This is a genomic window from Flavobacterium gillisiae (genome assembly GCF_900107635.1).
GTDB lineage: Bacteria > Bacteroidota > Bacteroidia > Flavobacteriales > Flavobacteriaceae > Flavobacterium > Flavobacterium gillisiae.
In genome coordinates this window covers 133,280-159,175 of record NZ_FNRD01000004.1, presented here as the reverse complement: position 1 = coordinate 159,175, position 25,896 = coordinate 133,280, and the positions used below count along the sequence as shown (strand labels likewise).

The window sequence follows — 25,896 nt, the reverse complement described above, 5'->3', positions numbered from 1 at the left end:
GGATTTTACCCATAAAACTAATTCGTTTTTTTATAACTCCAAACGGCAAACCCATTGATAACAAAAGCATATAATGCAATTATGCCAATTTTAGTTTTGATTTCATTAAAGTCTGCTCCTTTAAGCATAACCATTCTAATAACTTCAACAAAATAACGAATTGGGTTAAAGTAAGTAATGTTTTGAGCCCAAGTAGGCATACTTTCAATTGGTGTAAAAAGTCCACTCATTAAGATGAAAATAACCGTAAAAAACCAAGCAATAAACATAGCTTGTTGTTGGGTTTCGGTATGATTAGAAATGAACAATCCAATTCCTAAAATTAGTATTAAATAAATAGAAGTGAAACCATAAATCAAGAAGATATTACCTAGGATCGGCACGTTGAAAATTACTATCGCAATGACTAATCCAACCGTTAAGATCACCAGTCCTAAAACCCAAAACGGAAATAATTTACCAATGATAAATTGGTGTTTCTTAATAGGGGTTACATTAATTTGCTCTAATGTTCCCACCTCTTTTTCTCGAACAATATTCATAGAGGACAAAAACAAAGACAACATCGTTACTAATAAAACTAAAATACCTGGTACCATGAAGGTTTTGTAATTCAAAGTTTTGTTGTACCAAAAGGATGGAATGGTCATTATGTTTTCGGGTTGGGTTGCATTTCCATCATTATAAGTTTGTAGTTGTGTTTGTATGGATTGATTAAAGCTGGAAATAATTTGCGTAATATAAACATTAGAAACTCCTGCCGCAGCGCCATCTATAGCATTGATACTAACGGAAAGGTTAGTGTTTTTTTGTTTGATTAGATTGCGTTCAAAGTGAATAGGAATTTCTAGAATGACATCTGTATTTCCTTTTTGCATTTGTAAATTAGCTTCTTTTTTAGATTGAAATTCAGAACTAACATTGAAATAGCTTGACGCTTTAAATTTGCTAATCAACTCTCGTGAAGCTGCAGAACGGTCGTGATCTAAATAGGATAATCTAATATTTTTGACTTCAAAACTCGCAGCATTGGATAGAATAACCAATTGTATCAAAGGCAAAATAAAAATAATAGGCAGCATGCTTTTATTTCTAAAAATTTGCTTGAATTCCTTTTGTATGATGAATAAGATTGTTTTCATATTTTGGTTTGTTTTTGCCAGGAAGGCACAAAAGCAGCTGTTTTTTTAAATTGCGATTGCCATTGAAATTACCACTGTCATTACCATTGTCATTGCTATTGAAATTGCCATTGTCATTGAAATTACCACTGTCATTACCATTGTCATTGCTATTAAAATTACCATTGCCATTGAAATTCCTTACTCTAATCGTATTTTGTATTTTTTGATGCTTACTACAATAAAAAACAATGTCATTCCAACTAAAATTAAGGTTTCTTTCCAAATTACTGAAAAACTTGCTCCTTTTAGCATTATGGCTTTGATGATGATAATGAACCATTTAGCAGGAATAATATTGCTGATAACTTGCAAAGGCAAGGGCATGCTTGAAATAGGGAAAATAAATCCTGACAGCAATATCACAGGTAACATGAGTCCGAATAGCGAAATCATCATGGCTGTTTGCTGGGAATCTGATAGTGTGGAAATTAAAATTCCTAATGCCAAGGCACAAATAATAAATAAAACGCTTTCTATGGCTAATAAAAACAGGCTTCCTTCTATGGGCATTTCAAAAACAAAATAACCTAAAAGCAGAATAACTGCAGCGTTGATTACTGATAAAAAGATGTACGGAAAAACTTTTCCTATAATTACTTGGAACGGTTTTATGGGAGAAACTAAAAGCACTTCCATCGTGCCTAATTCTTTTTCACGAGTGATCGAAATAGAAGTCATCATCGCTGAAACCAACATTAAAATAACTGTCATTACGCCTGGGACAAAAGTAAAAACGCTTTTCATAGCTGGGTTATAAAACAGTTGCGTTTGCGTTTGAATTTGATAGGCTTGCTTGTTGTTTTTGTTTTTTTCTTGGATGAAATTTTGAAGGATTGAGGTAATGTAGTTAGAAATGGTGTTGGCCATATTAGGATCGGTTGCATCAGTGATCACTTGAACTTTTGCATTTTTTTGCGTTTGCAAATGTTTAATAAAATCTTTTTCGAAAACCAAAACAGCTTTAACTTCTCCTTTTTTGAATACGGATTCGATTTCGGATTCTGTTTTAATTTCTTGTGCTATTGTAAAATAAGAAGAATTGCTTATTTTTTGGATTATTTTTTGGGTTTCGGTATCTTTTGATTGATCTAAAACAGCAATTTTCACGTTGTTGATTTCGTTTGTAATAGCGAAGCCAAATAACATAATCTGTGCAATGGGCATCCCAAAAAGGATGAACATAGAACGTTTATCACGAAAAATGTGATAGAATTCTTTTTTTACAAAACCAATAAATCGTTTCATTATTATATTTTTTTGAACCATTAAGAGATTAAGAAAATTAAGCCATAGATACTTAATGAGTTTTAATCTTTAAATGGTTTTAATTGTTATTCAATATTAATAATGGCAAAGCCAAAAAGCATTATTTTTTAAACACAGATTTTATTCATCTGTTCTATCGCTCAAGTCAAAAATCCCCACAGATTCGTTATACTGTTTACTAAAAATGGTAATACTTTCTTCTACTCTATATTCCTCGCTAATTTTAAAAACACATCATTCATTGATTCTACATTAAATTGTTGTTTCAAATTTTTTGGAGTGTCTAATGCTTCAATAACGCCATCAACCATGATGGAAACACGGTCGCAATATTCGGCTTCGTCCATGTAATGTGTGGTTACAAATATGGTAGTGCCTTTGTGGGCTTGGGTGTAAATCATTTCCCAAAACTGTCTTCTAGTAATTGGGTCAACGCCGCCAGTGGGTTCGTCCAGAAATACTATTTTAGGTTCGTGTAACAATGCAACAGAAAAGGATAATTTTTGTTTCCATCCTAATGGCAAGGAACCAACTAGATTATCGGCTACGTTTTGCATTTCTAATTTGGTAATAAGTTGCTGTGTTTTTTCTTTGATTTGTTTGCGTGATAAACCATAAATCCCACCAAAAAAAGTAATATTTTCTTTGATCGTTAAATCATCATATAAGGAGAATTTCTGACTCATATAGCCAATGTTTTTTTTAACCAAATCCGCTTGAGTGGCTACATCTAAACCTGCTACAATGGCGCTGCCAGAAGTAGGGTTTGAAATTCCGATGAGCATTTTCATTGCGGTCGTTTTTCCTGCTCCATTGGCTCCTAAAAAACCAAAAATTTCTCCTTTAAAAACATCAAATGTGATGCCTTTAACTGCTGTGAAGTCGCCAAATGTTTTGGTTAGTTTTTCTACTTGTATGATTTTCTCTTTCTTCATTTTTTAAACACGAATTAACACGAATTTGGATTTTATTTTTTTGCTACGGATTCACAGATTATTTTTCGAAACGCTGAATTCATAATTTACAATTCATAATTGAATTAAAGGTCCATAAAAACGTCTTCGATGGTTGTTATTGCTTTTTTAATTATTATTTCAGAGTGGTTTTTATTTTCTAAATAAGCCTCTAAATCCTTTAGATTGAAATCTGCATTTTTATCGATGTAATGAATAAATTCGCCAAAAGCATACACACTATAATGACTTGGATAGTTTTTTAAATCGTGGATTAAACCGTGCGTGTTTTTAGATTGAATATCATAAATTACTTTTTCGTAATTGGCGGTAATTGCTTGTGGCGAATCAATTTTTAATACTTTTCCTTTTTGTATTAAAGCAATTCGATCACATAAGGAAGCTTCATCCATATAAGGTGTAGAGACTAAAATAGTGATTCCTTTTCGTTGCAAACGTTTTAGCATTTGCCAAAATTCCTTTCTAGAAACGGGATCAACTCCTGTTGTAGGTTCGTCTAAAAACAGGACTTTTGGTGCGTGAATTAATGCACAACACAAAGCTAACTTCTGTTTCATTCCACCTGATAATGCTCCAGCTCTACGTTTTTTGAAAGGTTCAATTTGAATGTAAATATCTTTAATTAGTTCGTAATTTTCTTCTATGGTTGTTCCGAAAATAGTAGCAAAAAACGAAAGATTTTCTTCGACAGTTAGATCTTGATACAACGAAAATTTTCCGGGCATATATCCTACGGAATTTCTTATGGCTTTATAATCTTTAACTACATCATAATCTACTACACTTGCTGTTCCTTCATCAGTGATTAAAAGTGTGGTTAGAATTCTGAATATGGTTGTTTTTCCCGCTCCATCTGGACCTATTAAACCAAATAGTTCTCCTGGATTTACTTCAAAAGAAACGGCATCAATAGCTTTGATGTTTTTGTATGATTTGGATATGTTTTGGACTGAAATACTCATATTTTAAATTAAAATGTCAATTGCATTATAAATTTCATAATTAGCGGATCACTTAATTAATAGAAAATTACTGTCTACGAAAGCATCGACCCAATGTTTGATATTTGATTCAATTTTGACATAATCCCCCGTCTTTAAGCTCATTTTTCGACCACTTTCATCGCCATAACTTCCTGTACCAGAAACACAAACTAATAATGCAGGTACTTTTGTAATATGTTCTGATAATTGTTTGCCTTTAGCGATTTGCAAAGACACTACTTTGTTATCTGAAGGCACAAATAAAAGAGCTGTTTGTACCTCTTTTTGTTCCGTGTGCAAGTCTTTTAAATTCATGGTTTTTAATGGTTCTACTGGAACCGATTTACAGCTGAATAAAGCGAAGAATACAAGTAATACGATTGATTTTTTCATGTTTTTAGTGTTAGAAGGTTTTGATTGTATATCGAAAAATTATTTAATTAATAGGAAGTTACTATCTTCAAAAGCGTCTATCCAATGCTTTACATTAGGTTCTATTTTTACAAAACCACCGGATTGTAAATTGATTTTTTGCTCGTTTTCGTCGTTAAAAGCTGCTTTACCTGAAACGCAAACTAATAAGGCTGGTATTTTTGTGAGGTGTTCTTTTAGCTGTTCGCCTTTTGCAATTTGCAAGGAAATCACTTTTTCAGTTGGTTCAAATAATATGCTTGTTTGAACGGCTTTGTTTTCGGTATGTAAGTCTTTTAAATTCATTTGAAATAAGTATTAAAGGGTGAATATTATTATTTCTATAGTTTTACTTCTGCTGGCATTCCAATTTTTAAACTACCATCGTTTTTAACGGTTACTTTTGCAGCGTAAACTAAATTGACTCTTTCTTCTTTGGTTTGGATGACTTTTGGAGTAAACTCTGCCGAAGAGGATATCCAAGAAATTGTTCCTTTATAAGGTTTTGTTCCTTCCTTGTCATCAATTGAAACCGTAACTTCTTGTCCGATTTTTATACTTGGTAATTGGGTTTCACTAAAATATACACGTAAAGTCATTTTAGATAAGTCGGCAATTTTATAAAGTGGTTTCCCGAAAGCCGTAATTTCATTTGGCTCTGCATATTTGGCCAATACTGTTCCTTTTATCGGGTTGGTGATTTTACTTTTCTCGATTTGATCGTTAATTTTTTCGATTTGAACATCAATCGATTTGGCTTCGTTTAGGATTGGCGCATCTTGTGTTCCTACGCTCTTGATTTGTTCTTTTAATACATTCACTTTGCCTTCCACTTCGTCAACTTGGCGTTTTGTGGCCGCATTTTCAGTATACATATTTTGAACTCGCTTTTGCTCTATCAACGTTGTTTTGAGTTGCTCTTGCAAAACATTAGTTTGGGACAGCACATTTTTTGATTTCGAAAATACGGTAGTTTTCGAAGCTAATAATTGTTGTTTATTCAAGTACAATTGTGTGGTGTCTATTAATCCTATTGTAGTATTAGGCTCAAGAATAGTTCCTTCTTCTAAATTTAAGAATTCAATTTTTCCATTGGCTTCCGCCGAAATAGTAACTTCAGTAGCTTCAAAGTTACCGTAACCATCTGCCTTGTCGTTATTTTTGTTGCAAGCCGCTAGACTTACTATAAGTAGAGCGATAATTATTTTTTTCATAATAGTTTATTTATTGTTCGCTTAAGAAGCTGAAATCTGTTTTTAATTTCCTTTTATAACTTGGTAATTGGCTTTCGCCAAAAGCAATTGAATTTCATGTAATTTATGATTCGTTTTGGCTTCATATAGATTGGTCAATTCAACCAAATAGTCAGAGGAAGTTATGACACCATTGCTTAGTTGTGCATCAGATGATTTCAAGACGTATTCTCTTAAGGCAATAATTTCTAAATCGGTGGTGGTGACCTCCTGTAATTTATTTACTTCATTTTCCATTTCTTGTAATTGAACATTGGTATTGAGTAAAAAAGTTTCTTTTTCGGTAGTCACGATTGCCTCAGAAATGACTAGAGCATCTTTTTCTTTTTTGGATTTATTCCAGTCAAACACATTCCAATTTGCTTTTACACCGAGCATGTAAAAAGTTTGAAACGAATTATCGAGCATATTTAGTCCTGGATTTCCGTAACCTGCCTGACCGAAAGCATTTACCTTGGGTAAATTATTTTTAGAAATCGTATTTTTAGAAATCTCGATTTGATCCTTTTGTAAATCAAACAAATGCAGTTCGGGACGGCTGTTTACAGTACTTATTTCCCAATCAATTATAGGTTTAACTAAAGTTACCTCGTCATTTATGGTCGAAGATGTCAATGACGAAAGACTTTCCAATGCTCTTTTCTTGTCAAACTTAATTTCTGTGAGTTGTTGTTTTATTTTTAGTTTTTCTGCCTCTAGCACTTTCTCTGATGCGGGAAGGATTGCGCCAAATTTTATTCCAGATTTCACTTCTTTAATCTTAGCATCTAATTGTTCTTGTTTTGATATCAAAATCGTACGACGCTCTTGTAAAAGAAAGGTGGAGAAATACAACTGATTAATTCTGGACTTCAGTTGGTACAAGTTGACTTCAGTTTGTTGCTGTAGTGTTTTGGTTTGTGCTTCTTTAATTTTAGCATTAGCATCAATCAGACCGCCGTTATAGATTAATTGGTTGACATCTAGGGTAGCACGGTATTGATCTTTGTTGGGCGGATTTACTGTGATATTTGGTAAACTGATTGGTAGCGCTGTTACATCTGACTGATAACTAGCTTGTGCATTTAAGTCAATTTTTGGTAGTTTCGCTTTATTAAGCGCTTCAATTTCCAATGTTGATTTTTGTTGCAGTAAATTAGCTTGCCTGGCAATAGGATAATTTTTATTGGATAAAGCATAGCACTCTTCCAGTGACAGTGTTTGCTGACCTATAGTTAATAGTGGCAGAAGCAGTAGAAATAGGATGTTTATTCGTCTCATTTTTTTATCGAATTTATAATTTGTGTTGCGATACTGGTTTTGCGTTCTTCCATCATTTCGTTAAATTCCGAATCAGAAATTTGTACTATTCCTTTGATCATCATGTGTGCGGCAAAAGGGAAGACGGTTAATGAAAAGATATCCATCAAAAGTTGTTTTGGATTCAATGGTTTTATTATCCCAGCTTCAATTTCCTTTTCAATTTGTGCGAGTAGTACACTTGGATTAGGCCTGTTTTCATGGTTTAGAAACTTCATGACAAATGCGGGATTGTTGTTCATTTCCTGAATCACAAAGGGCGGTAAATACGGATTGTCGATTACGAATGTGATGTAATCGTATGTGAACTTTGTTATTTTTTCAAAAACAGAGTCGTTAGAATTAAATATAAAATTGATTTGTGGAGCTAATTGGCTGAAGGCATTCATAAACACGGCCTCAAAAAGAAGTTGTTTGTTTTTAAAACAATAATGCAACATGGCTTTATTTATACCCGCTTCATCTGCAATTTCCTGCATACGTGCTCCCGCGAAGCCCTTTTTTTGGAATACCGTTCTTGCCGCATTAAATATTTTTTCTTCTGTAGTCATTTAGTGTTAACTTTATGGTTTAACCATTTGGTTAACGAAGATACAAAAAAAAGCAACCGGAGTTACTATTTTACTTTTTTTACAAACATATAAAATAGTAAACCACCCATTAGGCTTCCATATAAAGTGGAATTGAGTGGTTTAGATGTGATGGCACAGGTTCCTGAGGCACAGCCTACAAAATGGTAATATGCATATCCTGCAATGGCACCAATTAGTATACCTGTTCCGGTAAGAATTATGGCTTTTCTTGTCATTTATTACTTTTTTCCAATATGATTTTGATGATAGCATTTTTATCCAATACCCCCGATTCTCTCCACAATTGTTTCCCCTCTTGAAAAAGAATCATCGTGGGAACACCTCGCACCTGATATTGAGATGCTATTTGTTGGTTTTTATCCACATCAATTTTTATAATTGAAATTCGGTCTCCTAAATTATCTTTTACTTCTTTTAAAATGGGGCCAAGCACTTTGCAAGGTCCGCACCAAGTAGCGTGGAAATCGACTAGTACCGGTTTCTCTGATTTTATGAGATTATCAAAACTATTATTCATTTTTATTTTTCTTTAAAGGTGGTACTGAGCATCCATTAAGGCTGCATCCGGTATTAAAAACCGATTGGAATAGAAAAAATGCAGCCATGAAACCGAATAACAGCTGTTGATATTGTATCGCTTGCTGTATTAAAAACAGTCCAATTGCAAGCCGAATCCAGCGCATGCTATGCCAGTTTGTTAATAGTAATTGTTTCATTGTGTTATTTTTTTTATTTTATAATGATCATCATAAGAAACTATTTTTTGTAGTTCTTCTAATGGAATTTCTATAGTGCTAACAATTAGAACTTCCGTAAAATTGCCGTTCATGCTTACATTAAGTACGTCCTTAACTGCAGCAAATTTTTCAGTAACGGTATTCATGCAGCCACTACAAGTAATTCCTTCAAATTCATAAAGATTCACTTTAACAGCTCCGTTTTTTTTGAATTCGAAATACAATTCTGAATTACTTCTCGGCGCAATAGAATTATCACTTTTTTCTAATTTGATAAAGTCAAATGCATTTTTAAAGAGTAAGTCATATTCTTCTTGGCTTCCGCCAAAAGGAGGGCTTACCTCAAATTTTCGATTAAATAACAAACCAGCAAGTATTCCGTCTTTTGCTAAAAGCTCGTGCATTTTCCAAACATATTTTTGGCGCATAGTAGGAGGTAAAGCACAAAAAAATGTTTGTTCAATAATTAAATCATATTCACCTTTATGGTTGAAAAAATCACCCAAAAGGACTTGTATTCGGGTATTGGTGATAAATTTTTCTTCAATAATTTTTACTAATGTTGGAGCAATGTCTATTACTGTAATATTAGTAAACCCTTGTTCTAGAAGGTAGGCTGCTTCATAGGTATTCCCGCAACCTGGAATTAAAATAGCAATGTCTTTATCTTTTAAAGTATCGATATAGGCTTTAATTGGCGGAGACACCAAACCCAAATCCCAACCAGTAGTATTTGCTTTATACTGTGCATCCCAATAGTCTTGATCTAATGGTTTGTCACAGGATACGGTACAACAAGATATCTCATTCATAATAATCTAATTTATAATCTCCAATGTGTTTTCTATTTTCAGTAATCATCTTTCTGTGCTTAAAAAAATTCAGTAGGCCTAAGATTAAAATAACAAATGCAATCGCATAAAATGCAACTTCGATTATTAGACTGTTTTCAATCGCCAATAGATTTCTGGTACTTAAACCTGCAACAAAAAAATACATCGCAGTACGAATAAAGGCTAATACAGTGGTTTGATTTGCTAAAGTGGTTCGCTGTAATGCGAGACGTTCTCTTAAGATTAAGTCTTTATTGACCGTTTCCTTCATATGTTTAAATTAGGTTTTACTTTTATTGTCACGACTGCTACTATGACCAAATATAGAATACATTGGGCAAAAGCTGATGATACTTGTAAGGAATAAAATAGCGGCAATACTACCAAAAACAATGGCTACAGTACCACTTATAATATCGGCAAAATACATTACTACAATAATAGCTGCTATAGTTCCTCTAATAATTTTGTCCGTCATACCTAAATTCTTTTTCATAATATTTCTTTTAAAAAATTAAAACTCTTGAATTAAAATAGTTACTATGAATTTACGGTATAAATTACTGAAAAACAAGTACTTTAACAGGCAGTTGTGTCAAGTTTTTATTTCGATAAAATTTTACTTTGACATACAAAATCAGTTTTAGGCAATTCCGTTTTAGCAATAGCATTAAATCCGCCTTCAATTTCTTTGAAATTTCTGAAGCCACGAGCCTGCAATATCGAAGCGGCAATCATGCTACGGTATCCACCTGCACAATGCAAGAAAAACGGTTCTTTAGGATCGATATCTTTGATCCAATCGTTTATACTTGATAGTGGCTTGCTAAAAGCTTCTTCAACATGTTCTGCGCTATATTCACTGTCTTTACGAATGTCAATAACTTTGCTTTCGCCTACTTTAACTTCTTTGGCAAATTCTTCTGCGGTTATTCTGTTGACAGTATCGATTTCTTTTGCTGCTTTTTTCCAAGCTTCAAAACCACCGTTTAAATGACCTACTAAGTTGTCAAACCCCACACGACTTAAACGTGTTACCGATTCTTCTTCTTGACCTATTTCTGTAACTAGAATAATGGATTGTTTTACATCACCAATTAAAGCGCCTACCCATGGAGCAAAATCACCTTCAATTCCTATGTTTATTGATTGTGGAATAAATCCTTTGGCGAAAGCGCCATTTTTACGAGTGTCTAAGATTAGAGCTCCAGTTTCTTCGACTACAGCTTCAAAATCGTTTACGGCAATAGCTCTCATACCGTTGTTTAAAACAGACTCAAAGCTTTCGTATCCTTGCTTATTCATAGCTACATTCATTCCAAAATAAGCTGGAGGAGGCAATAAGCCATCCGTTACTTCTTTGATGAATTCGGCCTCAGTCATATCAGCTCTTAAAGCATAATTAGTTTCTTTTTGATTACCAATGGTTCCTACAGTTTCCTTGCTCATGTTTTTACCACATGCGCTACCGGCACCGTGAGCGGGATACACAATTACATCATCTGGCAAAGTCATGATTTTGTCTCTTAGCGAATGAAATAATATTCCAGCTAATTGTTCCTGTGTCATAGAAGCTGCTTTTTGTGCTAAATCAGGTCTTCCTACATCACCAATAAACAAAGTATCACCAGAGAAAATAGCATGCTCTTTACCATTTTCATCAATCAATAAATAAGTAGTACTTTCCATGGTATGTCCAGGAGTGTGCAGTGCTTTTATTTTGATGTCTCCAAGAAGAAATTCTTGACCGTCCGTGGCAATGATAGCTTCAAATGTTGGTTTAGCAGTTGTTCCATATACTATTGGTGCTGCAGTCGCTTTACTTAAATCCAGATGTCCCGAAACAAAATCAGCGTGAAAATGCGTTTCAAAAATATATTTAAGTTTTACATTATCGCGTTCTAATCTATCCAGATAAGGTTGTACTTCGCGAAGCGGATCAATAATTGCCGCTTCTCCATTTGAAGTTATATAGTAAGCACCTTGTGCTAAACATCCTGTATATATTTGTTCTATTTGCATGATAGTGTTTTTTAAGATTCTTATACAAAGGTAATTCTTGTATTTCTATTTTACAGTGACTAATGTTACATAATATACCTTTGTTACTATTAATTAGCTATATCAAAGTTATTACTTATAATTATCACAAACTATGATAAATATCAGTAGATAAAATGAGTGTTTAAATGATTCAGGTTATTTAAATAGGTTAAATTTGTGGGCATCTCTATAAAAAATACTTCAGTATGGAAGAAATGCTTTTTTACGATAGAATGCAGTTCGCATTCACGATTACTTTTCATTACCTTTTTCCGCAATTAACGATGGGCTTGTCCTTAATCATTGTTTATTTTAAGTGGAAATTTCTAAAAACAGACGATATACATTACAATAAAGCAACTCATTTTTGGATGAAAATTTTCGCTTTGAATTTTGCTATGGGTGTGGTGACGGGAATTCCGATGGAGTTTCAGTTTGGAACCAATTGGGCCAAGTTTTCGGAACTAACGGGAGGGATTATTGGACAAACTCTAGCGATGGAGGGTATGTTTTCCTTCTTTCTGGAATCTTCTTTTTTAGGAATGTTTCTCTTTGGTGAAAAAATTATTGGACATAAATGGCATTTTGTAACCGGGCTCCTCATTTTCGTAGGGTCGTGGGCGAGTGGTTTTCTGATCATAGCAACACATTCCTGGATGCAAAACCCTGTAGGTTATGAGATTCTCGCCAATGGAAAATTTGTCCTTACTAATTTTAGTGCTTTATTTACAAATCCATGGTTGTGGCCTTCTTATTTGCACAATCAAGCGGCTTCGTTAGTAACCAGTTCATTTGTAGTAGCGGGAATTGGAGCTCTGTATATTCTGAGTAAACGCAATGAGGAGTATGGTAAGTTATTTCTAAAAACGGGAGTAATTTTTGGATTATTATCCAGTCTAATAGTGGCAGTGCCTACAGGAGATTTGTTAGCGAAAAATGTGGTAAAATACCAACCCGTTACTTTTGCGGCTATGGAAGGAATTTTTCATACCGAAGAAAAAGGAGCCGAAATCGTTTTGATAGGGCAGCCTGACGTAAAAGATAAAAAATTAGATAATAAGATAGCTGTGCCCAATGTGTTGAGTTTTTTGACTTATGGGAATTGGGATACTGCCGTAAAAGGATTGGATCAATTTGATGAAAATACGCATCCTACCAATATTTCAGGACTCTATTATGCTTATCATATTATGGTAGGCTTAGGAACGGTTTTTATTGGTTTGATGTCTTTAGCAGCTTTACAATTATTTAGAAAAAAGCTATTTGGAACCAAATGGATTTTATGGGCTTTGTTCTTCATGATGCCATTTCCTTATATTGCTAATACCACAGGATGGTATACCTCAGAGCTAGGAAGACAACCTTGGTTAGTCTATAATTTATTACGAACATCAGAAGGAATATCACCCACAGTTTCTTCAGGGAATACCTTGTTTACCTTATTGGGGTTTGTAGGTTTGTATCTGCTGTTAGGTTTGTTGTTTCTACTTTTGGTTGGAAAAATAATTAAAAATGGTCCCGAAACTGTAAAAAAATAAATGATTATGGAATTCTTTTGGTATGTTGTTTTAATGGGAATTTTAGCGGTTTATGTCGTTTTGGATGGCTATGATTTTGGGGCAGGAATTATTCATTTATTTTTTGCCAAGACGGAAAAAGATAAAAAAGCGATAACTAATGCCATTGGTCCTTTTTGGGATGCTAATGAAGTTTGGTTAATAGCTGCAGGAGGAGTCTTGCTTTTTGCTTTTCCTACATTATATGCTTCGTCTTTTAGTGGTTTTTATTTGCCTTTGATGATGATTTTATGGTTGCTCATTTTCCGAGCCATTGGATTGGAATTGCGCGGACAAATACATCACCCAATGTGGGAGGTTGTTTGGGACAAAGCTTTTGGGATAGCGAGTTTATTATTGGCATTATTTTTTGGCGTTGCCTTAGGAAATGTGGTACGCGGTGTAAACCTTGGAATGGTAACCAACGGAGTTTCTACTCAGGAAGCACACTTTTTCTTTTTGCCTTTGTGGAATCCTACATTTAGTCCTAAAGCAGATCAGTTAGGGATTATCGACTGGTTTACCTTGTTTTTAGGCGTTGTAAGTGTGGTGGCTTTAATGATTCATGGAGCTAATTGGATCATCTATAAAACCAACTCAGATTTGAACCCCAAGTTAAAAGAAGTCGTTTTTAAACTCAATTTTGTCTTGCTGGCTTTAGTGATTTTTTCGTTGTTAATTTGGCATAATATTGAACCGCAGCCTTTTCATAATTATATAGATAATCCGCTACTTTGGCTTTTTCCCTTATTGTGCTTTATCGGTATTTTTGGATTGTTTAAAGTAAAATCATTTACCCACGATTGTGCAGGATTTTTATTTTCAAGTTTATTCTTAGTAGGAGGGTTTACATCAACTGCAGCTTCTATTTTTCCTAATGTTTTACCTTCTACAAATACGGTTAATCCTTCCTTGACTATTTATAATGTGGCTGCCGATGATTACGGATTATCAGTAGGCGTTTACTGGTTTGTAATCGCATTGATTTTGGTAATCACTTATTTTATTATCCAATATAAAGTCTTTAGCGGAAAAATGGATAACGTAGGTTACGGCGAACATTAATTTATTTTAAATTCTAAATAAGAAACTCCCTTGTCAATTGATTATGACAAGGGAGTTTTTATTAGATATCGATAGTATTACGCTGTTCCTTTTAATATTTTATTCCAATACAACCAAGGTAATATCTTGGTTTTTAGTATCCACATCGACCAACGCGGTTTTGCTTGGTCAAATGGAAAAGTCATTTTTGGTTTGTTATCATAATCAAACTCTGCCAGCATTAATTTTCCGTATTCGGTAGGAATAGGGCAAGCGCTATATCCATCATATTGTTCGGTAGGAGCTTTGCCTTCTAATACAGCTAGAAGATTAGCGACTACCACGGGAGCTTGTTTTCGTATTGCCGCTCCAGTTTTACTGGCAGGGGCATTAGTACAATCGCCTAAGGCAAACACATTAGGAAATCGAGAATGCTGCAAAGTAAATTTATCAACTTCTACAAATCCTAAAGGACTGTTGGGATCAGCAATTGGGCTTTTTTTAATAAAATCGGGTGCTGATTGTGGTGGAACTGTATGGCAAAGATCAAATTGCATTGAAACTTTCTTCGTTTCAACGTTATCATTAGTAGTAGCAATGGAATAACAAGCAGCGTCAATCGTAGATAAACTTTGTTTTATCGCTTCATCGGTGGCTTTAGTCTCGTATTCAACTGTTTTTGTTGGTCCATTGATTGCTGTTACGTTAGCGCCAAAATGAGTTTGTATTTTATATTTGTGTAATACTTTTTTAAGTGTTTCTGCATATTCGGGTACGCCAAAGATACCGGCTCCTCCAGATATATAGTGAACGTCACATTTGTCAAGGATGCCTTTTTTTCGCCAATAGTCGCAGGCTAAATACATTATTTTATGAGGAGCTCCACCACATTTTATGGGTGTTGAAGGATTTGTAAAGACAGCAGTTCCGCCCTTAAAGTTCTCGATAAACTCCCAAGTTTTTGGCGCAAATTCAAAGGAGTAATTACTACTCACTTTGTTTTTTCCTAAAGTTTCTTTAAGGCCTTTAATCTTGTCCCAGTCTAATTGGATACCTGGGCTTACAACTAGATATTGATAACTGATTTCTTTTCCGCTTTGGCAAATTACTTTGTTTTCAGAGGGAACAAACTCAGTAACTGCATCTATTATCCAAGTACTGTTTTTTGGGATATAATCCTTTTCTTTCCGTCTTGTTTTATTGATGTCATAGATACCGGCACCCACTAATGTCCAAGCGGGTTGGTAATAATGTTTTTCTGAGGGTTCTATGATTCCTATTTTCAGGTCGCTTTTTTTACGAAGTAGTTGGGAAGTAAAGGATAGTCCCGCATTACCGCCGCCAACAATTAGTATTTGAAAATGTTCTTGCATGGTTGATAAGTGTTAGAGTTACTACAATAGTACAATACTAGTTGCTGTAATTCAGTGACTTATGTTACATAACGTTTTATTTAAAGAAAAGCTCTTTAAAGATAATATAGATTCCCATTACCAATACAAACCATCCAAAAGCAGGTTTTAATTTTGCTCCATCTATTCTTTTCGACAATTGGGTTCCGATAAATAATCCAATGATAGCCATGGCCGAAATAATGAGCAACAACTTGTAGTTTAAATCAACGCCTCCTAGTAAGTCACCACCAAAACCAATTAAAGAGTTGATAAATATGATGAATAGTGAAGTTCCTACGGCTTGCTTCATGGGAAGATTAGCAAAAAACAATAAAGCTGGAATAATTAAAAATCCTCCGCCAGCACCTAAAAAACCTATTATTAACCCAACAAATAATCCAATTATTGAAAGTATCAGAAAATTAATTTCTTTTGCTTCTTTGACTTTTTTTGATTTTCGAATCATAGAAACCGAGGTTGCAATCATAAGAAAAGCAAACACAATCATGATTAATAAATTCTTAGTGATGTCAAAATCATCAATAGAAAAGAGAATATCAGGAAGTAGCGGGAGAATAATTTTTCGAACAAAAAGTAAAGATAAAATCGAAGGAACTGCAAAAACCAGTGCTGATTTAATTTTTAAGTTACCTAATTTGTAGTGACTAAAAGAACCTATCATTGAGGTGAACCCCACTATAAATAAAGAATAACTAGTTGCTTGTTCTGGATGTATTTTAAAAAGATACACTAAAATGGGCACAGCCAGTATTGATCCACCACCGCCTATTAAACCCAAGGAAAGACCGATAATAATTGAAGCTAAATAACCAATATATTCCATCTCTTAATTTTTCTTGCAAAGGTTGTTCCTATTTATTTCGCAAACAGTAACAATTGTCACATAGGTCGCTTTTTTTAGGTTAAAAGTTCAATGTGATTGCGATGTAATTTTACTAATTCGCGTTGTTCCATTTTTTTGAGTAGTCGCGAAATCACTTCTCTGGAAGTATTTAACTCTGTCGCAATTTCTTGGTGTGATAATTTTAAATCTTTGCTGCCACAGGCATCCGAGTGACGTTTCAAATAGAACTCTAGTCGCTCGTCCATTGCCCTAAATGCAATACTGTCTACTACTTCGAGTAATTCCTCAAATCGGATTCGGTAAGTAAAAATTACAAATTCATACCAAGTACGGTGTTCCATCATCCATTTTTCCATCAAAGAAAGCGGCACCATTATCAATTCTACATCATCAACTGCTTTAGCCATTATCTGACTGGTTTGGCTTTTAGAGGCACATATCATAGAAACAGCACATGCTTGTCCTGGTTGTAAATAATACATTAGAAACTCTCCACCATTTTCCCCTTCTCTAAAAACCTTAAGCTGACCTTTAGTAATTAACATCGTATTGTTGATGTACTGACCTGTTCGCATGATAACATCTCCGGCTTTAAAGGTTTGAATTGATGCATTGTTTTGAATATCCTGGATCAACTCATTGGAAAAAGTAGGGAACGTTTTTTTTAAAGAATCTTGCATTTTGAGTTTGAGTTTGAATTAGCTTTTGAGTGCAATAATGTAAAAGTACGTTAATTATTGAATAAGTTAAAGGAACGGATGTAGTTGTTGTTCATCTTATTTCTAACGGTATCGTCTCTGAAGAATTGACAATTTTCCTATCGATTTAGTGGACTATTTTTGATGATTAATAGTGAAATATATAATTGACTGATTATTAAATAGTAGCGAAAACGTTTTCACTGATTTATTATTTAATTCTAAAATCGTAGGTTTATTGTTATCAAAAAACATTGTAAATTTACAAAAAACCTTATTATGAATTTATCACAAGAAGATTGGGCTTCTCAACTTGAAGGAGATGTAAACGCGGTAATCCTAGATGTACGTACAGAGGATGAATACAATGACGGAATAATCTCCAATGCCATAAATATTGATATCCATCAGGGACCGGTTTTTGTTTCTGAAATTGATGCTTTAGACAAGAGTAAAAACTATTATGTTTATTGTCGTTCAGGAGCAAGAAGTGCGAAAGCCTGCGAAATAATGAATGAACTAGGAATTGAAAACGCTTTTAATTTATCGGGAGGAATCTTAGGCTGGGACGGAGAAATCGTATCGCCTTGATACTATAAAGAGATTGAAGTCTATTACTATACCTTATAAAATATAATATCAAAAAGAACCAAAAATGAACGCAATACCAGAAGAATTTCAGATAAAGACATTATTAAATCAAGATACCTATTTAGTAAATGGTGAGTTGAAAAAATGGGATGGTCAAACATCAGCAGTTTTTTCTACAATTTCATCTACCGAAAAGTATGAACCAACGATATTAGGTTCTATTCCATTTATGGGAGAAAAAGAAGGACTAGAGGCAGTACATGCGGCAGATGTAGCGTTTAATAACGGACAGGGATTATGGCCTACTATGAAAGTGGCAGATCGTATCAAATGTATGACTCGTTTCGTTAACCAAATGGAAACTACTCGTGACGTGGTGGTGAAGTACTTGATGTGGGAAATAGGGAAATCACTTCCTGATTCTCAAAAAGAATTTGATAGAACGGTAGAATACATCTACGATACAATTGAGGATTACAAACAATTAGACCGTAATAGTGCGCGTTTTACAAAAAGTCAAGGTGTAAATGCCATGGTACGTCGTGGACCACTTGGAGTTGTGTTGTGTCTTGGACCGTACAACTATCCTTTAAATGAAACTTTTTCGTTACTGATTCCCGCTTTAATTATGGGAAACACGGTAGTGTTCAAACCTGCAAAAAATGGAGTTTTATTAATTTCACCTTTATTAGAAGCTTTTAAAAATAGTTTTCCAGCAGGTGTAATCAATATTGTATATGGTCGCGGTCGTGAAGTAGCTGCTCCTATTATGAAATCAGGTAAAGTAACTGTTTTGGCTTTGATTGGAAACAGTACATCGGCTATTGCATTGCAAGACCAACATCCAAACAAAAATAGATTGCGTTTAATTTTAGGCTTAGAAGCTAAAAATCCTGCAATTGTTTTGGCGGATGCCGATTTAGATCTAGCCATTCAAGAATGTATTTCAGGAAGTTTATCCTTTAATGGACAACGTTGCACCGCTTTAAAAATTTTGTATGTACACGAAGACGTAGTGAAAGAGTTCAACAAACGATTTGCTGCGAAAGTGGACGCATTGGTTTTTGGAAACCCTTGGGACAAAGCTGTTTCTTTGACTCCATTACCGGAGAAAGAAAAACCGGCTTATATTCAAGAATTAATTGATGACGCGATCGACAAAGGAGCTAAAGTGATTAATGAAAAAGGAGGAGAGCATTCTCCTAATTTTATCTTCCCTGCGGTTTTATATCCTATTAACAAAGAGATGCGTGTGTATCATGAAGAGCAGTTTGGACCTGTAGTACCTATTATTAGTTTTAAGGACATACAAGAGCCTTTAAATGATATGGCAGAGTCTAATTACGGGCAACAAGTAAGTTTGTTTGGAAAAGACATTAAAACCATTGCACCACTTATCGATACTTTAGTGAATCTAGTATGTCGTGTAAATCTAAATAGTTCTTGCCAGAGAGGTCCGGATATTTATCCATTTACTGGACGTAAAGATTCGGCTGTAGGAACATTAAGTATCCACGATGCCTTACGTTCATTCTCGATTAGAACTTTTGTAGCTTCAAAAGACAATGACTATAACAATGAAATTTTACAAGCGTTATTGAATAGTGATCAGTCCAATTTTATTACGACCGATTATATTTTGTAATAAATAGTAGTACTAATAATAGTAACCGCCTAACTCTAAGATTAGGCGGTTTTTTTATGGATTTTTATGTTCTTTCCAATAGAGAAAGATACTAAGATATTTTTTCTTTTTTAATTATAAATAAATCTAAGTACCTGATAATCAGTATTTATTACTATATTTACTTAGTGTAATTAACTTTAAAAGTAATAGTATGAAAAATAGTAAACGATTGTGGATGTCAGTTTTAGTTATAGTTTTTACTGTTGTATTCTTTTCATGTAAAAACAACAAAGCTGAAAAAGTAGAGGAAGTAAGTACAATGGAAGAGGTTGATACCGCGAGTACTGCATTCATGCCTTTTAAGGTTATTGTAATCAAACACGATGTTGCTGGTTACAATAAATGGAGACTAGCATATGACGCTCATGATTCAGTCCGAATGACCTATGGAATTTCGCATTTTGTTATTGGTAGAGGGATGGATAATCCCAATACGATTATGGTAATTGATAAAATGGATGATGTCAATAAAGCCAAGGATTTTAGCATGCTCCCTAGCCTTAAGGACGCGATGAAGAAAGCTGGTGTGCTGAATACTCCTAAATTCGGCTTTTATGAAGTAATTCGAAATGATAATTCAAAAATAAATCTGAAAGACAGACTAATGGTAACCCACCGCGTAAAAGATTTTGATGCTTGGCTCAAAGTATATGACGAAGAAGGAATAATCAAAAGAATGGAGGGAGGCTTAATTGACCGAGGAATGGCAAGAAATATTGATGATCCTAATATAGTGACTATAGTATTTGCAATTTCAGATATTGATAAGGCAAAAGCATTGATCAAATCAGAAGAACAGAAAAAAGTGATGATGGATGCAGGAGTAGAAGGTGTTCCAGAAATGTTCTTTTATAAGTTAGTAGAGTAAGGTATATGATATCTATAGAACCGTAAAAGGGCACCCTTTTGCGGTTTTTTAATGTCTATTATTAAGTTTTTTTAAACAAAAGGATAATGAGGGTTTTATTTGCAAAAGGAATCTAGGATACTAGTGTATTTTTCGCGGTTAATAGGTTTGACTATATAATCAGTCACTTCATTTATGTTTTCTGCTTTAATAAAGTCATCCGGATTTTTTGAAGAGCTAACGATATAGATCGTTATTTCTTTCTCAATTTTCGATTTGATTTCAATGTATTTATTTAAGAATTGCCAACCATTCATAACTGGCATATTAATATCAAGAAATATAATATCGGGAAGAGTATCGATCTCATTACGGTTAGAATCGATAAAATCGATGGCTTCTTTTCCATCCGAGAATATAATTGTTTGGTGTTCAGAATTAATTGATTCGATCAATCTTTCCGCGATAAATTGGAAAATAAGATCATCATCTACAATTGCAATTAGTAATTTTTTGTCCATAATATTGTTTTAAAATATAATTTTAAATTTTGTTCCAGCATCAACTTTGCTCTCTACGCTTATTGTTCCTCCCATTCCTTCAACTTGTGCTTTTACTAGGAAAAGTCCAACTCCTTTTGCATCAGGATGCTTATGGAAAACTTTATTAAACCCAAAGATGTCCTTTCCATGTTCCTCTAAATCAATACCTAGCCCATTATCAGAAACCGTAAGTACAACTTCATCGTTGATAATATGGGATTCAAAATGAATTTTGGCAGTTCGTAGAGGTGAACTATATTTTAAGGCATTGCTCAGCAGGTTTTGAATTATACTTTCTAAATACAAGGCTGAATATTCTATACCTAGCGCCTTTGAAAAATCACTTGTGATTAGAGCCCCAGATTTAATAATATCTCCTTGAAAAGATTCGACTGCAGTTAAAAAACTGCTGTTGAATAATAAGTGCTGTTTTTCCTTTTTTGAATCATTTTTAACAGAAATACCGTTTAATAGATCATTTAGTGTCGTATCAAGATTATTGATTGTTATTTCAAATTTATCTAATAATAGATCTTTAATTTTGATGTCTTTTTCCTCTTTATAAATATCTATAAGAGATTGTAAATTACTAACGGGTGCTCTAAAATTATGAGAGACTACATATGCAAATTCCTCTAACTGCTTATTTTGTTGTGTTAGATGGTTTGTACGTTCCATAATCCTTTTTTCAAGACTGTTGTTTGCTAAGACAATTTTACTTTCAGCTTCTTTTCTTTTATCATCAATTTTATTTAAACTCTCTTTTGTAAAGTAGATTATAAATAAGGCGATTAAAATATATGAGGTTTGTAATAATGCATTTGCGGAAGCTTCATTTATTAAAGCTGATCTTGCGATTAAAATTTTTAAATATCCTACGATTAAAACCGAGAATAATATTTTGGGAAATAAAGAACGGCTAATTTCGTGTCCTATTTTAGAACCAATAAATGTTGCTGCAAAACCTAAATTGGGCTGAACAGCTGCGGCCATTATAGATAATAACATGAGCATAAAAGCACCATATATCGAAAAATTACTAAAGAAGTAGAGTTGATCTAAACTTGGGATGTGATCTGATAAGCCTAAGATTGTAAGAATTGAAATTAGTGTAACTAGATGCAAAGTAGCTTGTGCTATTTGATTAAAAATTTTATTTTTTGAACGTATCCCCAAAAACGAGAACCCCATTAATGTAAAGCTAAGGATGCTTGCTACGCAAGGTCGGCCATTAGTGTACCTGCCAATTAATACACCATCTAAAATAGGATTAGCAAATATTGAATTAAGAATGCCAGAGTTAAGGTGTATAATGTATAGTAAATTTAGAAGACCATTTACAATTATTAGTATTGAGCAATATTTAATAAAAAGATTATTTTTTTTGTTAACTATAAAATGTAACAAAATACAAAATAAGACTAAGTTTATTGAAGAATTTATTTGAATCGGTAGGGACCAAGGATAAGGTAAAATTGAATAAAAACTGAATTTGAATAGATAGCCTAGAAAACTAATTATGGAAATGAGCACAATTATGGCACTTAGAATTTCTAGTTTTTTTCTATTTTGTAGATTCATTAGTAAATGGAATTTCATTAAATTCATTTGTTCATCTATTTTACAAGAAAAGAAAACACTTGTTAATTGTTAAAGGTACTTTAAAATTATCCCTTAGAATGTTTTTAAATTTTATATTATCAAATTTTAAGACTTGTTTAATGTTTGTATACTCAGAACTTAGATTGTAGTCAGTAAAATAAATTGTGACCTCAAACAAAATCTAAAAATTTGTTTATTAAATATATAATCAATTATACAGTTGTAGGCTTGTAAAAATACGGAGAAATAATTGTACACTATCGTATTAAATTTTAGAATATAGGTTTTTAGTTGTCGAATTATTTTATTAGAATCTGAATGTAGATTGTAATTAATAAAATGAATTTATTACAGTTGTAATAGATTGATAACTAGATAACAGAGTCGTTATTAGGGAGAAGGTTTTGATCTAATTGCATAAAATGTGTGAGGATGGGAAGGAATATTAATAAGAGGATTCTATTAATGGTATTATAGGTAGAAATATTGATGATTCTAATATAATGACTATAGTATTTGTAATTTCAGATATTGATAAGGCAAAAGCATTGATCACATCAGAAGAACAGAAAAAATTGATGAAGGAAGCTGGAGTAGAAGGCGTTCCTGAAATGTTCTATTATAAGTTAGTGGAGTAAGAGTCGCGCTAAAAATAGCTATAAAGCCGTTTTGTATAAAGGAACAGGACGGCTTTTTTTAGTGAATAGAATATATGTAATGACAATTCTATTTCGAATAAATAGGGAACCGATAGATCGCTTCAACCTTTAGAAAAGAACTATAGGCTAATTCAGAATTTAATTTAGTTCTGTTGTTTCCAAACTTAAAAGGAGTAATTGATAGGTCGATTTTATCATTAACGTCGTAAACATCATAACTGTTTGTAGAATACCCAGTTTTTAAACGTAAAAGAAGGTTTTTGTCCAACGAATTATTTTGGAGGTAGCATGAAAACTCCAAGCAATTGTTTTCTAAATAAGTTGTTAGCGCTTTGTCGTTTTGAATTTTGAATGTTTCAGAGTTTCCTTTGTAGTCGATTCCCAGTCTCGTTTTACTGGAAATTCCAAAGTTCATATCAAAAAGCCCCGGCAGTAAAGCACTAATTTCAAAACCAGAATTAGGGCTGATGTAGTAAATACCAACTAAAGGAGTAATGTAAAAACCAAAGGCTTCATTACCAGTATATAGTCCGAATTTATAATTGAAGTTTTTACGCTTTTTATACGTCCATACCGCAATCCCACCCACATAGATATCATCGGAGCCTATGTTTTTATAATCAGAAGCTAGTATGGGAAGTAAGACATAAGTTCCGGTCCAGCGATCAGAATGCTGAGTAGAAAAACCTAGTTTAAGACGGGTATAGTATAATTCACTGAAATTGGAGTTAGGAAGTAATTGTAGTTTTTTAATGTTGAAATCAAATCCAGTGATAAGGGCTGTTTTTTCATTTAAAACAATTGGTAAAGTTACTTTAGAGTCAAAAATAGAAATAGTGGTGCCTTCTGAACTATTTTCGAAAGAGGTATCTCCTGTTTTAGAATAGCTTAGGTTTAAGAGATCCACATATTCTTGTGAATTACTTAGTAAGGGAGATATTAAAAACAGGAAAAGAAGTAATTTATTTACCATTTTATAAATGTACCTTTTTTTATTATACGAAAAGGCCTATTTTTATGGCCAGCTAGTATTTTTATTACGATTAGCAGCTTTTATATGAAGTAGTTATGAAAAATGAATTGATGTGAAAAAAGTCAGGGGTTTTAGCAGAAATCTGTTCCCAAATTTGCATCAAGACCGAGCCACAATGAAAATAAAGAAATCCGTTTAAAACACAGGCTAAAAATATGCAATACGATTTTGATTATATAATTATAGGAAGCGGGTTTGGCGGTTCAGTAAGTGCTTTACGTCTTTCAGAAAAAGGATATAAAGTACTTGTGATAGAAAAAGGGAAATGGTACAAAGCGAATGATTTTGCCAAGACCAATTGGAATCTAAGGAAATGGCTTTGGATGCCGTATTTGCGTTTCTTTGGTATCATGAAAATGAGTATTTTCAAGCATGTTGTAATTATATCAGGAACAGGAGTTGGCGGTGGTTCTTTAGTCTACGCCAATACGTTACCTATTCCCAAAACTAATTTTTATAAGTCAGGAAGTTGGAGTGAACTCGAAGATTGGGAAACAGAACTCAAGCCTTTCTATCAACAAGCACTTAAAATGTTGGGCGCTTCTAAAAACCCAAAATTGTTTGACGGTGATATTGCTTTAAAAGAATTAGCAAAAGAGTTGGGACGCGAAGATCAATTTGAGCATCCGGATGTGGCTGTTTATTTTGGGAAGGAAGGACAAAAAGTAAAAGATCCCTATTTCGATGGTAAAGGTCCAGATAGAGCAGGATGTACTTTTTGTGGTGGATGCATGACGGGTTGCAGGCATAATGCAAAAAACACTTTGGACAAAAATTATCTTTATTTAGCTCAAAATTTAGGTGCTACAATTCTAGCAGAAAATGAAGTTTATGATGTAAAACCTATAGACGGTAAGGAGGGAGCGACAGGATTTAAAATTTCTGTTAAGTCCAGCACTCAATTTTTCAAGAAGAAAAAGGAATTCACTTCAAAAGGAGTGATTTTTTCAGGCGGGGTACTGGGAACCGTAAAACTCTTGCTTAAACTTAAAATGAAATCACTTCCGTTATTGTCAGATAAATTAGGAGACGACATCAGGACGAACAATGAAACCCTGATTAGCGTTTCTACTTTGGATAAAAATAAAAATTTGTCAAAAGGGGTGGCGATAGGAAGTTTATTGCATACAGATGATAACAGCCATTTAGAAATTGTACGCTACGCTGAGGGATCCGGTTTCTGGAAATTACTTCATGTGCCTATATCCCATGGGAAAAATGGAGGAGTGCGTTTTATAAATATGATACAGCAACTGCTAAGATATCCTTTGAGTTACTTCAAAATTTATTTCAGGAACAGTTGGTCAAAAAGTACTACCGTTTTGTTATTCATGCAATCAATAGATAGCACGTTGAAATTCAAGAACAACTTTTTGGGAGGAATGTCTTCCAATATGAGCTCAGGACTAAAACCGAGTGCTGATATTCCGGAGTCGAGAGACTTGACAGATAGATACAGTAAGATAGTTAACGGAAAAGCAACTTCTTTTGTTTTAGAAGCCGTTGCCGGTATACCATCGACAGCTCATGTATTAGGTGGGGCAGTTATGGGGAAAGACAGCTCAAAAGGAGTGATAGACAAAAACAACAAAGTTTTTGGGTATGAAAATATGTTTGTTATTGACGGGGCAATGATATCAGCAAATCCAGGGGTTAATCCTTCGCTGTCGATCACAGCAATTGCCGAACGAGCGATGGCTCAAGTTCCATTTTCGAATGAAACAACAGTCTGAAACAACGGATAATTCGATTAAAAGATAAAATGAAGATGTAAACGCCATGTTCTTTCCGTTGTCTAATTA

29 protein-coding genes are annotated in these 25,896 nt (G+C 33.7%); 7 read left to right on the top strand and 22 right to left on the bottom strand.

Translation table 11 applies throughout. From position 1 onward, the window contains the following. Nucleotides 1-17: 17 nt before the first annotated feature. From BLV35_RS07365 to BLV35_RS07285, 16 genes are all read right to left on the bottom strand, one after another. Nucleotides 18-1,142, bottom strand: coding sequence for an ABC transporter permease (locus BLV35_RS07365; RefSeq protein WP_091087202.1), 1,125 nt, complete (start codon nucleotides 1,140-1,142; stop codon nucleotides 18-20). 180 nt (nucleotides 1,143-1,322) lie between these two features. After that, nucleotides 1,323-2,429, bottom strand: a complete 1,107-nt coding sequence (locus BLV35_RS07355; RefSeq protein WP_091087678.1) for an ABC transporter permease — start codon at nucleotides 2,427-2,429, stop codon at nucleotides 1,323-1,325. A 221-nt stretch (nucleotides 2,430-2,650) separates the two neighbouring features. Further along, nucleotides 2,651-3,385, bottom strand: coding sequence for an ABC transporter ATP-binding protein (locus BLV35_RS07350; RefSeq protein ID WP_091087193.1), 735 nt, complete (start codon nucleotides 3,383-3,385; stop codon nucleotides 2,651-2,653). A 104-nt stretch (nucleotides 3,386-3,489) separates the two neighbouring features. Continuing rightward, a complete protein-coding gene (locus BLV35_RS07345; RefSeq protein ID WP_091087190.1) occupies nucleotides 3,490-4,386 on the bottom strand; it encodes an ABC transporter ATP-binding protein in 897 nt (298 codons plus the stop codon). 48 nt (nucleotides 4,387-4,434) lie between these two features. After that, nucleotides 4,435-4,800 carry a cupin domain-containing protein gene (locus BLV35_RS07340; RefSeq protein WP_245712028.1) on the bottom strand — a complete coding sequence of 122 codons (366 nt, stop codon included), beginning with the start codon at nucleotides 4,798-4,800 and terminating at the stop codon, nucleotides 4,435-4,437. A 39-nt stretch (nucleotides 4,801-4,839) separates the two neighbouring features. Then, entirely contained in the window at nucleotides 4,840-5,124 is a 285-nt protein-coding gene (locus tag BLV35_RS07335) for a cupin domain-containing protein (protein ID WP_091087187.1), read from the bottom strand. Nucleotides 5,125-5,159: 35 nt separating this feature from the next. Continuing rightward, nucleotides 5,160-6,032 carry an HlyD family secretion protein gene (locus BLV35_RS07330; protein ID WP_091087182.1) on the bottom strand — a complete coding sequence of 291 codons (873 nt, stop codon included), beginning with the start codon at nucleotides 6,030-6,032 and terminating at the stop codon, nucleotides 5,160-5,162. Nucleotides 6,033-6,074: 42 nt separating this feature from the next. Beyond that, entirely contained in the window at nucleotides 6,075-7,331 is a 1,257-nt protein-coding gene (locus BLV35_RS07325; protein WP_091087180.1) for a TolC family protein, read from the bottom strand. Continuing rightward, nucleotides 7,328-7,921 (bottom strand): TetR/AcrR family transcriptional regulator, encoded by a 594-nt coding sequence (locus BLV35_RS07320; RefSeq protein WP_091087177.1) that lies wholly within the window; start codon nucleotides 7,919-7,921, stop codon nucleotides 7,328-7,330. Before BLV35_RS07320 ends, BLV35_RS07325 begins: the two co-directional genes overlap by 4 nt. 65 nt (nucleotides 7,922-7,986) lie before the next feature. Further along, the gene (locus tag BLV35_RS07315; RefSeq protein ID WP_091087175.1) at nucleotides 7,987-8,178 is read right to left on the bottom strand and encodes a DUF6132 family protein; all 192 of its coding nucleotides are present in this window, start codon (nucleotides 8,176-8,178) and stop codon (nucleotides 7,987-7,989) included. Then, nucleotides 8,175-8,480, bottom strand: a complete 306-nt coding sequence (gene trxA, locus BLV35_RS07310; protein WP_091087172.1) for a thioredoxin — start codon at nucleotides 8,478-8,480, stop codon at nucleotides 8,175-8,177. The genes BLV35_RS07315 and trxA overlap by 4 nt, the downstream gene beginning before the upstream one ends. Next, nucleotides 8,473-8,679, bottom strand: a complete 207-nt coding sequence (locus BLV35_RS07305; protein WP_091087169.1) for a hypothetical protein — start codon at nucleotides 8,677-8,679, stop codon at nucleotides 8,473-8,475. The genes trxA and BLV35_RS07305 overlap by 8 nt, the downstream gene beginning before the upstream one ends. Then, nucleotides 8,676-9,512 (bottom strand): methyltransferase domain-containing protein, encoded by an 837-nt coding sequence (locus tag BLV35_RS07300; RefSeq protein WP_091087166.1) that lies wholly within the window; start codon nucleotides 9,510-9,512, stop codon nucleotides 8,676-8,678. The genes BLV35_RS07305 and BLV35_RS07300 overlap by 4 nt, the downstream gene beginning before the upstream one ends. After that, nucleotides 9,505-9,804 carry a DUF202 domain-containing protein gene (locus tag BLV35_RS07295; protein ID WP_091087164.1) on the bottom strand — a complete coding sequence of 100 codons (300 nt, stop codon included), beginning with the start codon at nucleotides 9,802-9,804 and terminating at the stop codon, nucleotides 9,505-9,507. The genes BLV35_RS07300 and BLV35_RS07295 overlap by 8 nt, the downstream gene beginning before the upstream one ends. Nucleotides 9,805-9,813: 9 nt before the next feature. Continuing rightward, complete coding sequence (locus BLV35_RS07290; protein WP_091087160.1) at nucleotides 9,814-10,029, bottom strand: YgaP family membrane protein; 216 nt, start codon at nucleotides 10,027-10,029, stop codon at nucleotides 9,814-9,816. Between the two features lie 107 nt (nucleotides 10,030-10,136). After that, nucleotides 10,137-11,555 carry an MBL fold metallo-hydrolase gene (locus BLV35_RS07285; RefSeq protein WP_091087157.1) on the bottom strand — a complete coding sequence of 473 codons (1,419 nt, stop codon included), beginning with the start codon at nucleotides 11,553-11,555 and terminating at the stop codon, nucleotides 10,137-10,139. A gap of 227 nt (nucleotides 11,556-11,782) precedes the next feature. Here BLV35_RS07285 and BLV35_RS07280 point away from each other — a divergent pair, with 227 nt between their 5' ends. Next, nucleotides 11,783-13,114, top strand: coding sequence for a cytochrome ubiquinol oxidase subunit I (locus BLV35_RS07280; protein ID WP_091087154.1), 1,332 nt, complete (start codon nucleotides 11,783-11,785; stop codon nucleotides 13,112-13,114). 6 nt (nucleotides 13,115-13,120) lie between these two features. Further along, nucleotides 13,121-14,197 carry a cytochrome d ubiquinol oxidase subunit II gene (gene cydB / locus BLV35_RS07275; protein ID WP_091087671.1) on the top strand — a complete coding sequence of 359 codons (1,077 nt, stop codon included), beginning with the start codon at nucleotides 13,121-13,123 and terminating at the stop codon, nucleotides 14,195-14,197. Between the two features lie 77 nt (nucleotides 14,198-14,274). Here cydB and BLV35_RS07270 read toward each other — a convergent pair whose 3' ends face one another. From BLV35_RS07270 to BLV35_RS07260, 3 genes are all read right to left on the bottom strand, one after another. Then, nucleotides 14,275-15,549, bottom strand: coding sequence for an NAD(P)/FAD-dependent oxidoreductase (locus BLV35_RS07270; RefSeq protein WP_091087150.1), 1,275 nt, complete (start codon nucleotides 15,547-15,549; stop codon nucleotides 14,275-14,277). Between the two features lie 76 nt (nucleotides 15,550-15,625). Then, nucleotides 15,626-16,414 (bottom strand): sulfite exporter TauE/SafE family protein, encoded by a 789-nt coding sequence (locus tag BLV35_RS07265; RefSeq protein ID WP_091087146.1) that lies wholly within the window; start codon nucleotides 16,412-16,414, stop codon nucleotides 15,626-15,628. Nucleotides 16,415-16,488: 74 nt separating this feature from the next. Beyond that, nucleotides 16,489-17,115 carry a Crp/Fnr family transcriptional regulator gene (locus tag BLV35_RS07260; protein ID WP_091087142.1) on the bottom strand — a complete coding sequence of 209 codons (627 nt, stop codon included), beginning with the start codon at nucleotides 17,113-17,115 and terminating at the stop codon, nucleotides 16,489-16,491. A 297-nt stretch (nucleotides 17,116-17,412) separates the two neighbouring features. On the opposite strand from BLV35_RS07260, the gene BLV35_RS07255 reads away from it, so the two are divergent. The 3 genes from BLV35_RS07255 to BLV35_RS07245 all read left to right on the top strand — a co-directional run bounded on the left by BLV35_RS07255 (nucleotide 17,413) and on the right by BLV35_RS07245 (nucleotide 20,279). Next, entirely contained in the window at nucleotides 17,413-17,724 is a 312-nt protein-coding gene (locus BLV35_RS07255; protein WP_091087139.1) for a rhodanese-like domain-containing protein, read from the top strand. Between the two features lie 64 nt (nucleotides 17,725-17,788). After that, a complete protein-coding gene (locus BLV35_RS07250) occupies nucleotides 17,789-19,369 on the top strand; it encodes an NADP-dependent glyceraldehyde-3-phosphate dehydrogenase (RefSeq protein WP_091087135.1) in 1,581 nt (526 codons plus the stop codon). A gap of 193 nt (nucleotides 19,370-19,562) precedes the next feature. Next, nucleotides 19,563-20,279, top strand: a complete 717-nt coding sequence (locus tag BLV35_RS07245; RefSeq protein ID WP_091087130.1) for a hypothetical protein — start codon at nucleotides 19,563-19,565, stop codon at nucleotides 20,277-20,279. Between the two features lie 95 nt (nucleotides 20,280-20,374). On the opposite strand, the gene BLV35_RS07240 is transcribed toward BLV35_RS07245, so the two are convergent. Together BLV35_RS07240 and BLV35_RS07235 are read right to left on the bottom strand one after the other, a co-directional pair. After that, nucleotides 20,375-20,779, bottom strand: coding sequence for a response regulator (locus tag BLV35_RS07240; RefSeq protein ID WP_091087127.1), 405 nt, complete (start codon nucleotides 20,777-20,779; stop codon nucleotides 20,375-20,377). A 9-nt stretch (nucleotides 20,780-20,788) separates the two neighbouring features. Beyond that, the gene (locus tag BLV35_RS07235; RefSeq protein ID WP_091087123.1) at nucleotides 20,789-22,408 is read right to left on the bottom strand and encodes a sensor histidine kinase; all 1,620 of its coding nucleotides are present in this window, start codon (nucleotides 22,406-22,408) and stop codon (nucleotides 20,789-20,791) included. A gap of 497 nt (nucleotides 22,409-22,905) precedes the next feature. On the opposite strand from BLV35_RS07235, the gene BLV35_RS19635 reads away from it, so the two are divergent. Continuing rightward, nucleotides 22,906-23,040: a hypothetical protein gene (locus tag BLV35_RS19635; protein WP_262488517.1), complete on the top strand. Its 135-nt coding sequence runs from the start codon at nucleotides 22,906-22,908 to the stop codon at nucleotides 23,038-23,040. An 88-nt stretch (nucleotides 23,041-23,128) separates the two neighbouring features. Here BLV35_RS19635 and BLV35_RS07230 read toward each other — a convergent pair whose 3' ends face one another. Further along, nucleotides 23,129-24,034, bottom strand: coding sequence for a DUF6268 family outer membrane beta-barrel protein (locus BLV35_RS07230; protein ID WP_091087120.1), 906 nt, complete (start codon nucleotides 24,032-24,034; stop codon nucleotides 23,129-23,131). Between the two features lie 215 nt (nucleotides 24,035-24,249). Between BLV35_RS07230 and BLV35_RS07225 the strand changes: the two genes are divergently transcribed. Continuing rightward, complete coding sequence (locus BLV35_RS07225; RefSeq protein WP_091087116.1) at nucleotides 24,250-25,827, top strand: GMC oxidoreductase; 1,578 nt, start codon at nucleotides 24,250-24,252, stop codon at nucleotides 25,825-25,827. The last annotated feature ends 69 nt before the right edge of the window (nucleotides 25,828-25,896 follow it).

Excerpts from the sequence above, each read along its gene's own strand:
- BLV35_RS07230 (WP_091087120.1), bottom strand. The coding sequence starts at position 24,034 with ATGGTAAATAAATTACTTCTTTTCCTGTTTTTAATATCTCCCTTACTA.
- BLV35_RS07330 (WP_091087182.1), bottom strand. The coding sequence starts at position 6,032 with ATGAAAAAAATAATTATCGCTCTACTTATAGTAAGTCTAGCGGCTTGC.
- BLV35_RS07355 (WP_091087678.1), bottom strand. The coding sequence starts at position 2,429 with ATGAAACGATTTATTGGTTTTGTAAAAAAAGAATTCTATCACATTTTT.
- BLV35_RS07270 (WP_091087150.1), bottom strand. The coding sequence starts at position 15,549 with ATGCAAGAACATTTTCAAATACTAATTGTTGGCGGCGGTAATGCGGGA.
- BLV35_RS07290 (WP_091087160.1), bottom strand. The coding sequence starts at position 10,029 with ATGAAAAAGAATTTAGGTATGACGGACAAAATTATTAGAGGAACTATA.
- BLV35_RS07255 (WP_091087139.1), top strand. The coding sequence starts at position 17,413 with ATGAATTTATCACAAGAAGATTGGGCTTCTCAACTTGAAGGAGATGTA.
- BLV35_RS07295 (WP_091087164.1), bottom strand. The coding sequence starts at position 9,804 with ATGAAGGAAACGGTCAATAAAGACTTAATCTTAAGAGAACGTCTCGCA.
- BLV35_RS07235 (WP_091087123.1), bottom strand. The coding sequence starts at position 22,408 with ATGAATTTAATGAAATTCCATTTACTAATGAATCTACAAAATAGAAAA.
- BLV35_RS07320 (WP_091087177.1), bottom strand. The coding sequence starts at position 7,921 with ATGACTACAGAAGAAAAAATATTTAATGCGGCAAGAACGGTATTCCAA.
- BLV35_RS07325 (WP_091087180.1), bottom strand. The coding sequence starts at position 7,331 with ATGAGACGAATAAACATCCTATTTCTACTGCTTCTGCCACTATTAACT.
- BLV35_RS07300 (WP_091087166.1), bottom strand. The coding sequence starts at position 9,512 with ATGAATGAGATATCTTGTTGTACCGTATCCTGTGACAAACCATTAGAT.
- BLV35_RS07340 (WP_245712028.1), bottom strand. The coding sequence starts at position 4,800 with ATGAAAAAATCAATCGTATTACTTGTATTCTTCGCTTTATTCAGCTGT.
- BLV35_RS07225 (WP_091087116.1), top strand. The coding sequence starts at position 24,250 with ATGCAATACGATTTTGATTATATAATTATAGGAAGCGGGTTTGGCGGT.
- BLV35_RS07305 (WP_091087169.1), bottom strand. The coding sequence starts at position 8,679 with ATGAAACAATTACTATTAACAAACTGGCATAGCATGCGCTGGATTCGG.
- cydB (WP_091087671.1), top strand. The coding sequence starts at position 13,121 with ATGGAATTCTTTTGGTATGTTGTTTTAATGGGAATTTTAGCGGTTTAT.
- BLV35_RS07285 (WP_091087157.1), bottom strand. The coding sequence starts at position 11,555 with ATGCAAATAGAACAAATATATACAGGATGTTTAGCACAAGGTGCTTAC.
- BLV35_RS07335 (WP_091087187.1), bottom strand. The coding sequence starts at position 5,124 with ATGAATTTAAAAGACTTACATACCGAAAACAAAGCCGTTCAAACAAGC.
- BLV35_RS07345 (WP_091087190.1), bottom strand. The coding sequence starts at position 4,386 with ATGAGTATTTCAGTCCAAAACATATCCAAATCATACAAAAACATCAAA.
- BLV35_RS07365 (WP_091087202.1), bottom strand. The coding sequence starts at position 1,142 with ATGAAAACAATCTTATTCATCATACAAAAGGAATTCAAGCAAATTTTT.
- BLV35_RS07280 (WP_091087154.1), top strand. The coding sequence starts at position 11,783 with ATGGAAGAAATGCTTTTTTACGATAGAATGCAGTTCGCATTCACGATT.
- BLV35_RS07315 (WP_091087175.1), bottom strand. The coding sequence starts at position 8,178 with ATGACAAGAAAAGCCATAATTCTTACCGGAACAGGTATACTAATTGGT.
- BLV35_RS07245 (WP_091087130.1), top strand. The coding sequence starts at position 19,563 with ATGAAAAATAGTAAACGATTGTGGATGTCAGTTTTAGTTATAGTTTTT.
- trxA (WP_091087172.1), bottom strand. The coding sequence starts at position 8,480 with ATGAATAATAGTTTTGATAATCTCATAAAATCAGAGAAACCGGTACTA.
- BLV35_RS19635 (WP_262488517.1), top strand. The coding sequence starts at position 22,906 with ATGACTATAGTATTTGTAATTTCAGATATTGATAAGGCAAAAGCATTG.
- BLV35_RS07250 (WP_091087135.1), top strand. The coding sequence starts at position 17,789 with ATGAACGCAATACCAGAAGAATTTCAGATAAAGACATTATTAAATCAA.
- BLV35_RS07350 (WP_091087193.1), bottom strand. The coding sequence starts at position 3,385 with ATGAAGAAAGAGAAAATCATACAAGTAGAAAAACTAACCAAAACATTT.
- BLV35_RS07260 (WP_091087142.1), bottom strand. The coding sequence starts at position 17,115 with ATGCAAGATTCTTTAAAAAAAACGTTCCCTACTTTTTCCAATGAGTTG.
- BLV35_RS07265 (WP_091087146.1), bottom strand. The coding sequence starts at position 16,414 with ATGGAATATATTGGTTATTTAGCTTCAATTATTATCGGTCTTTCCTTG.
- BLV35_RS07240 (WP_091087127.1), bottom strand. The coding sequence starts at position 20,779 with ATGGACAAAAAATTACTAATTGCAATTGTAGATGATGATCTTATTTTC.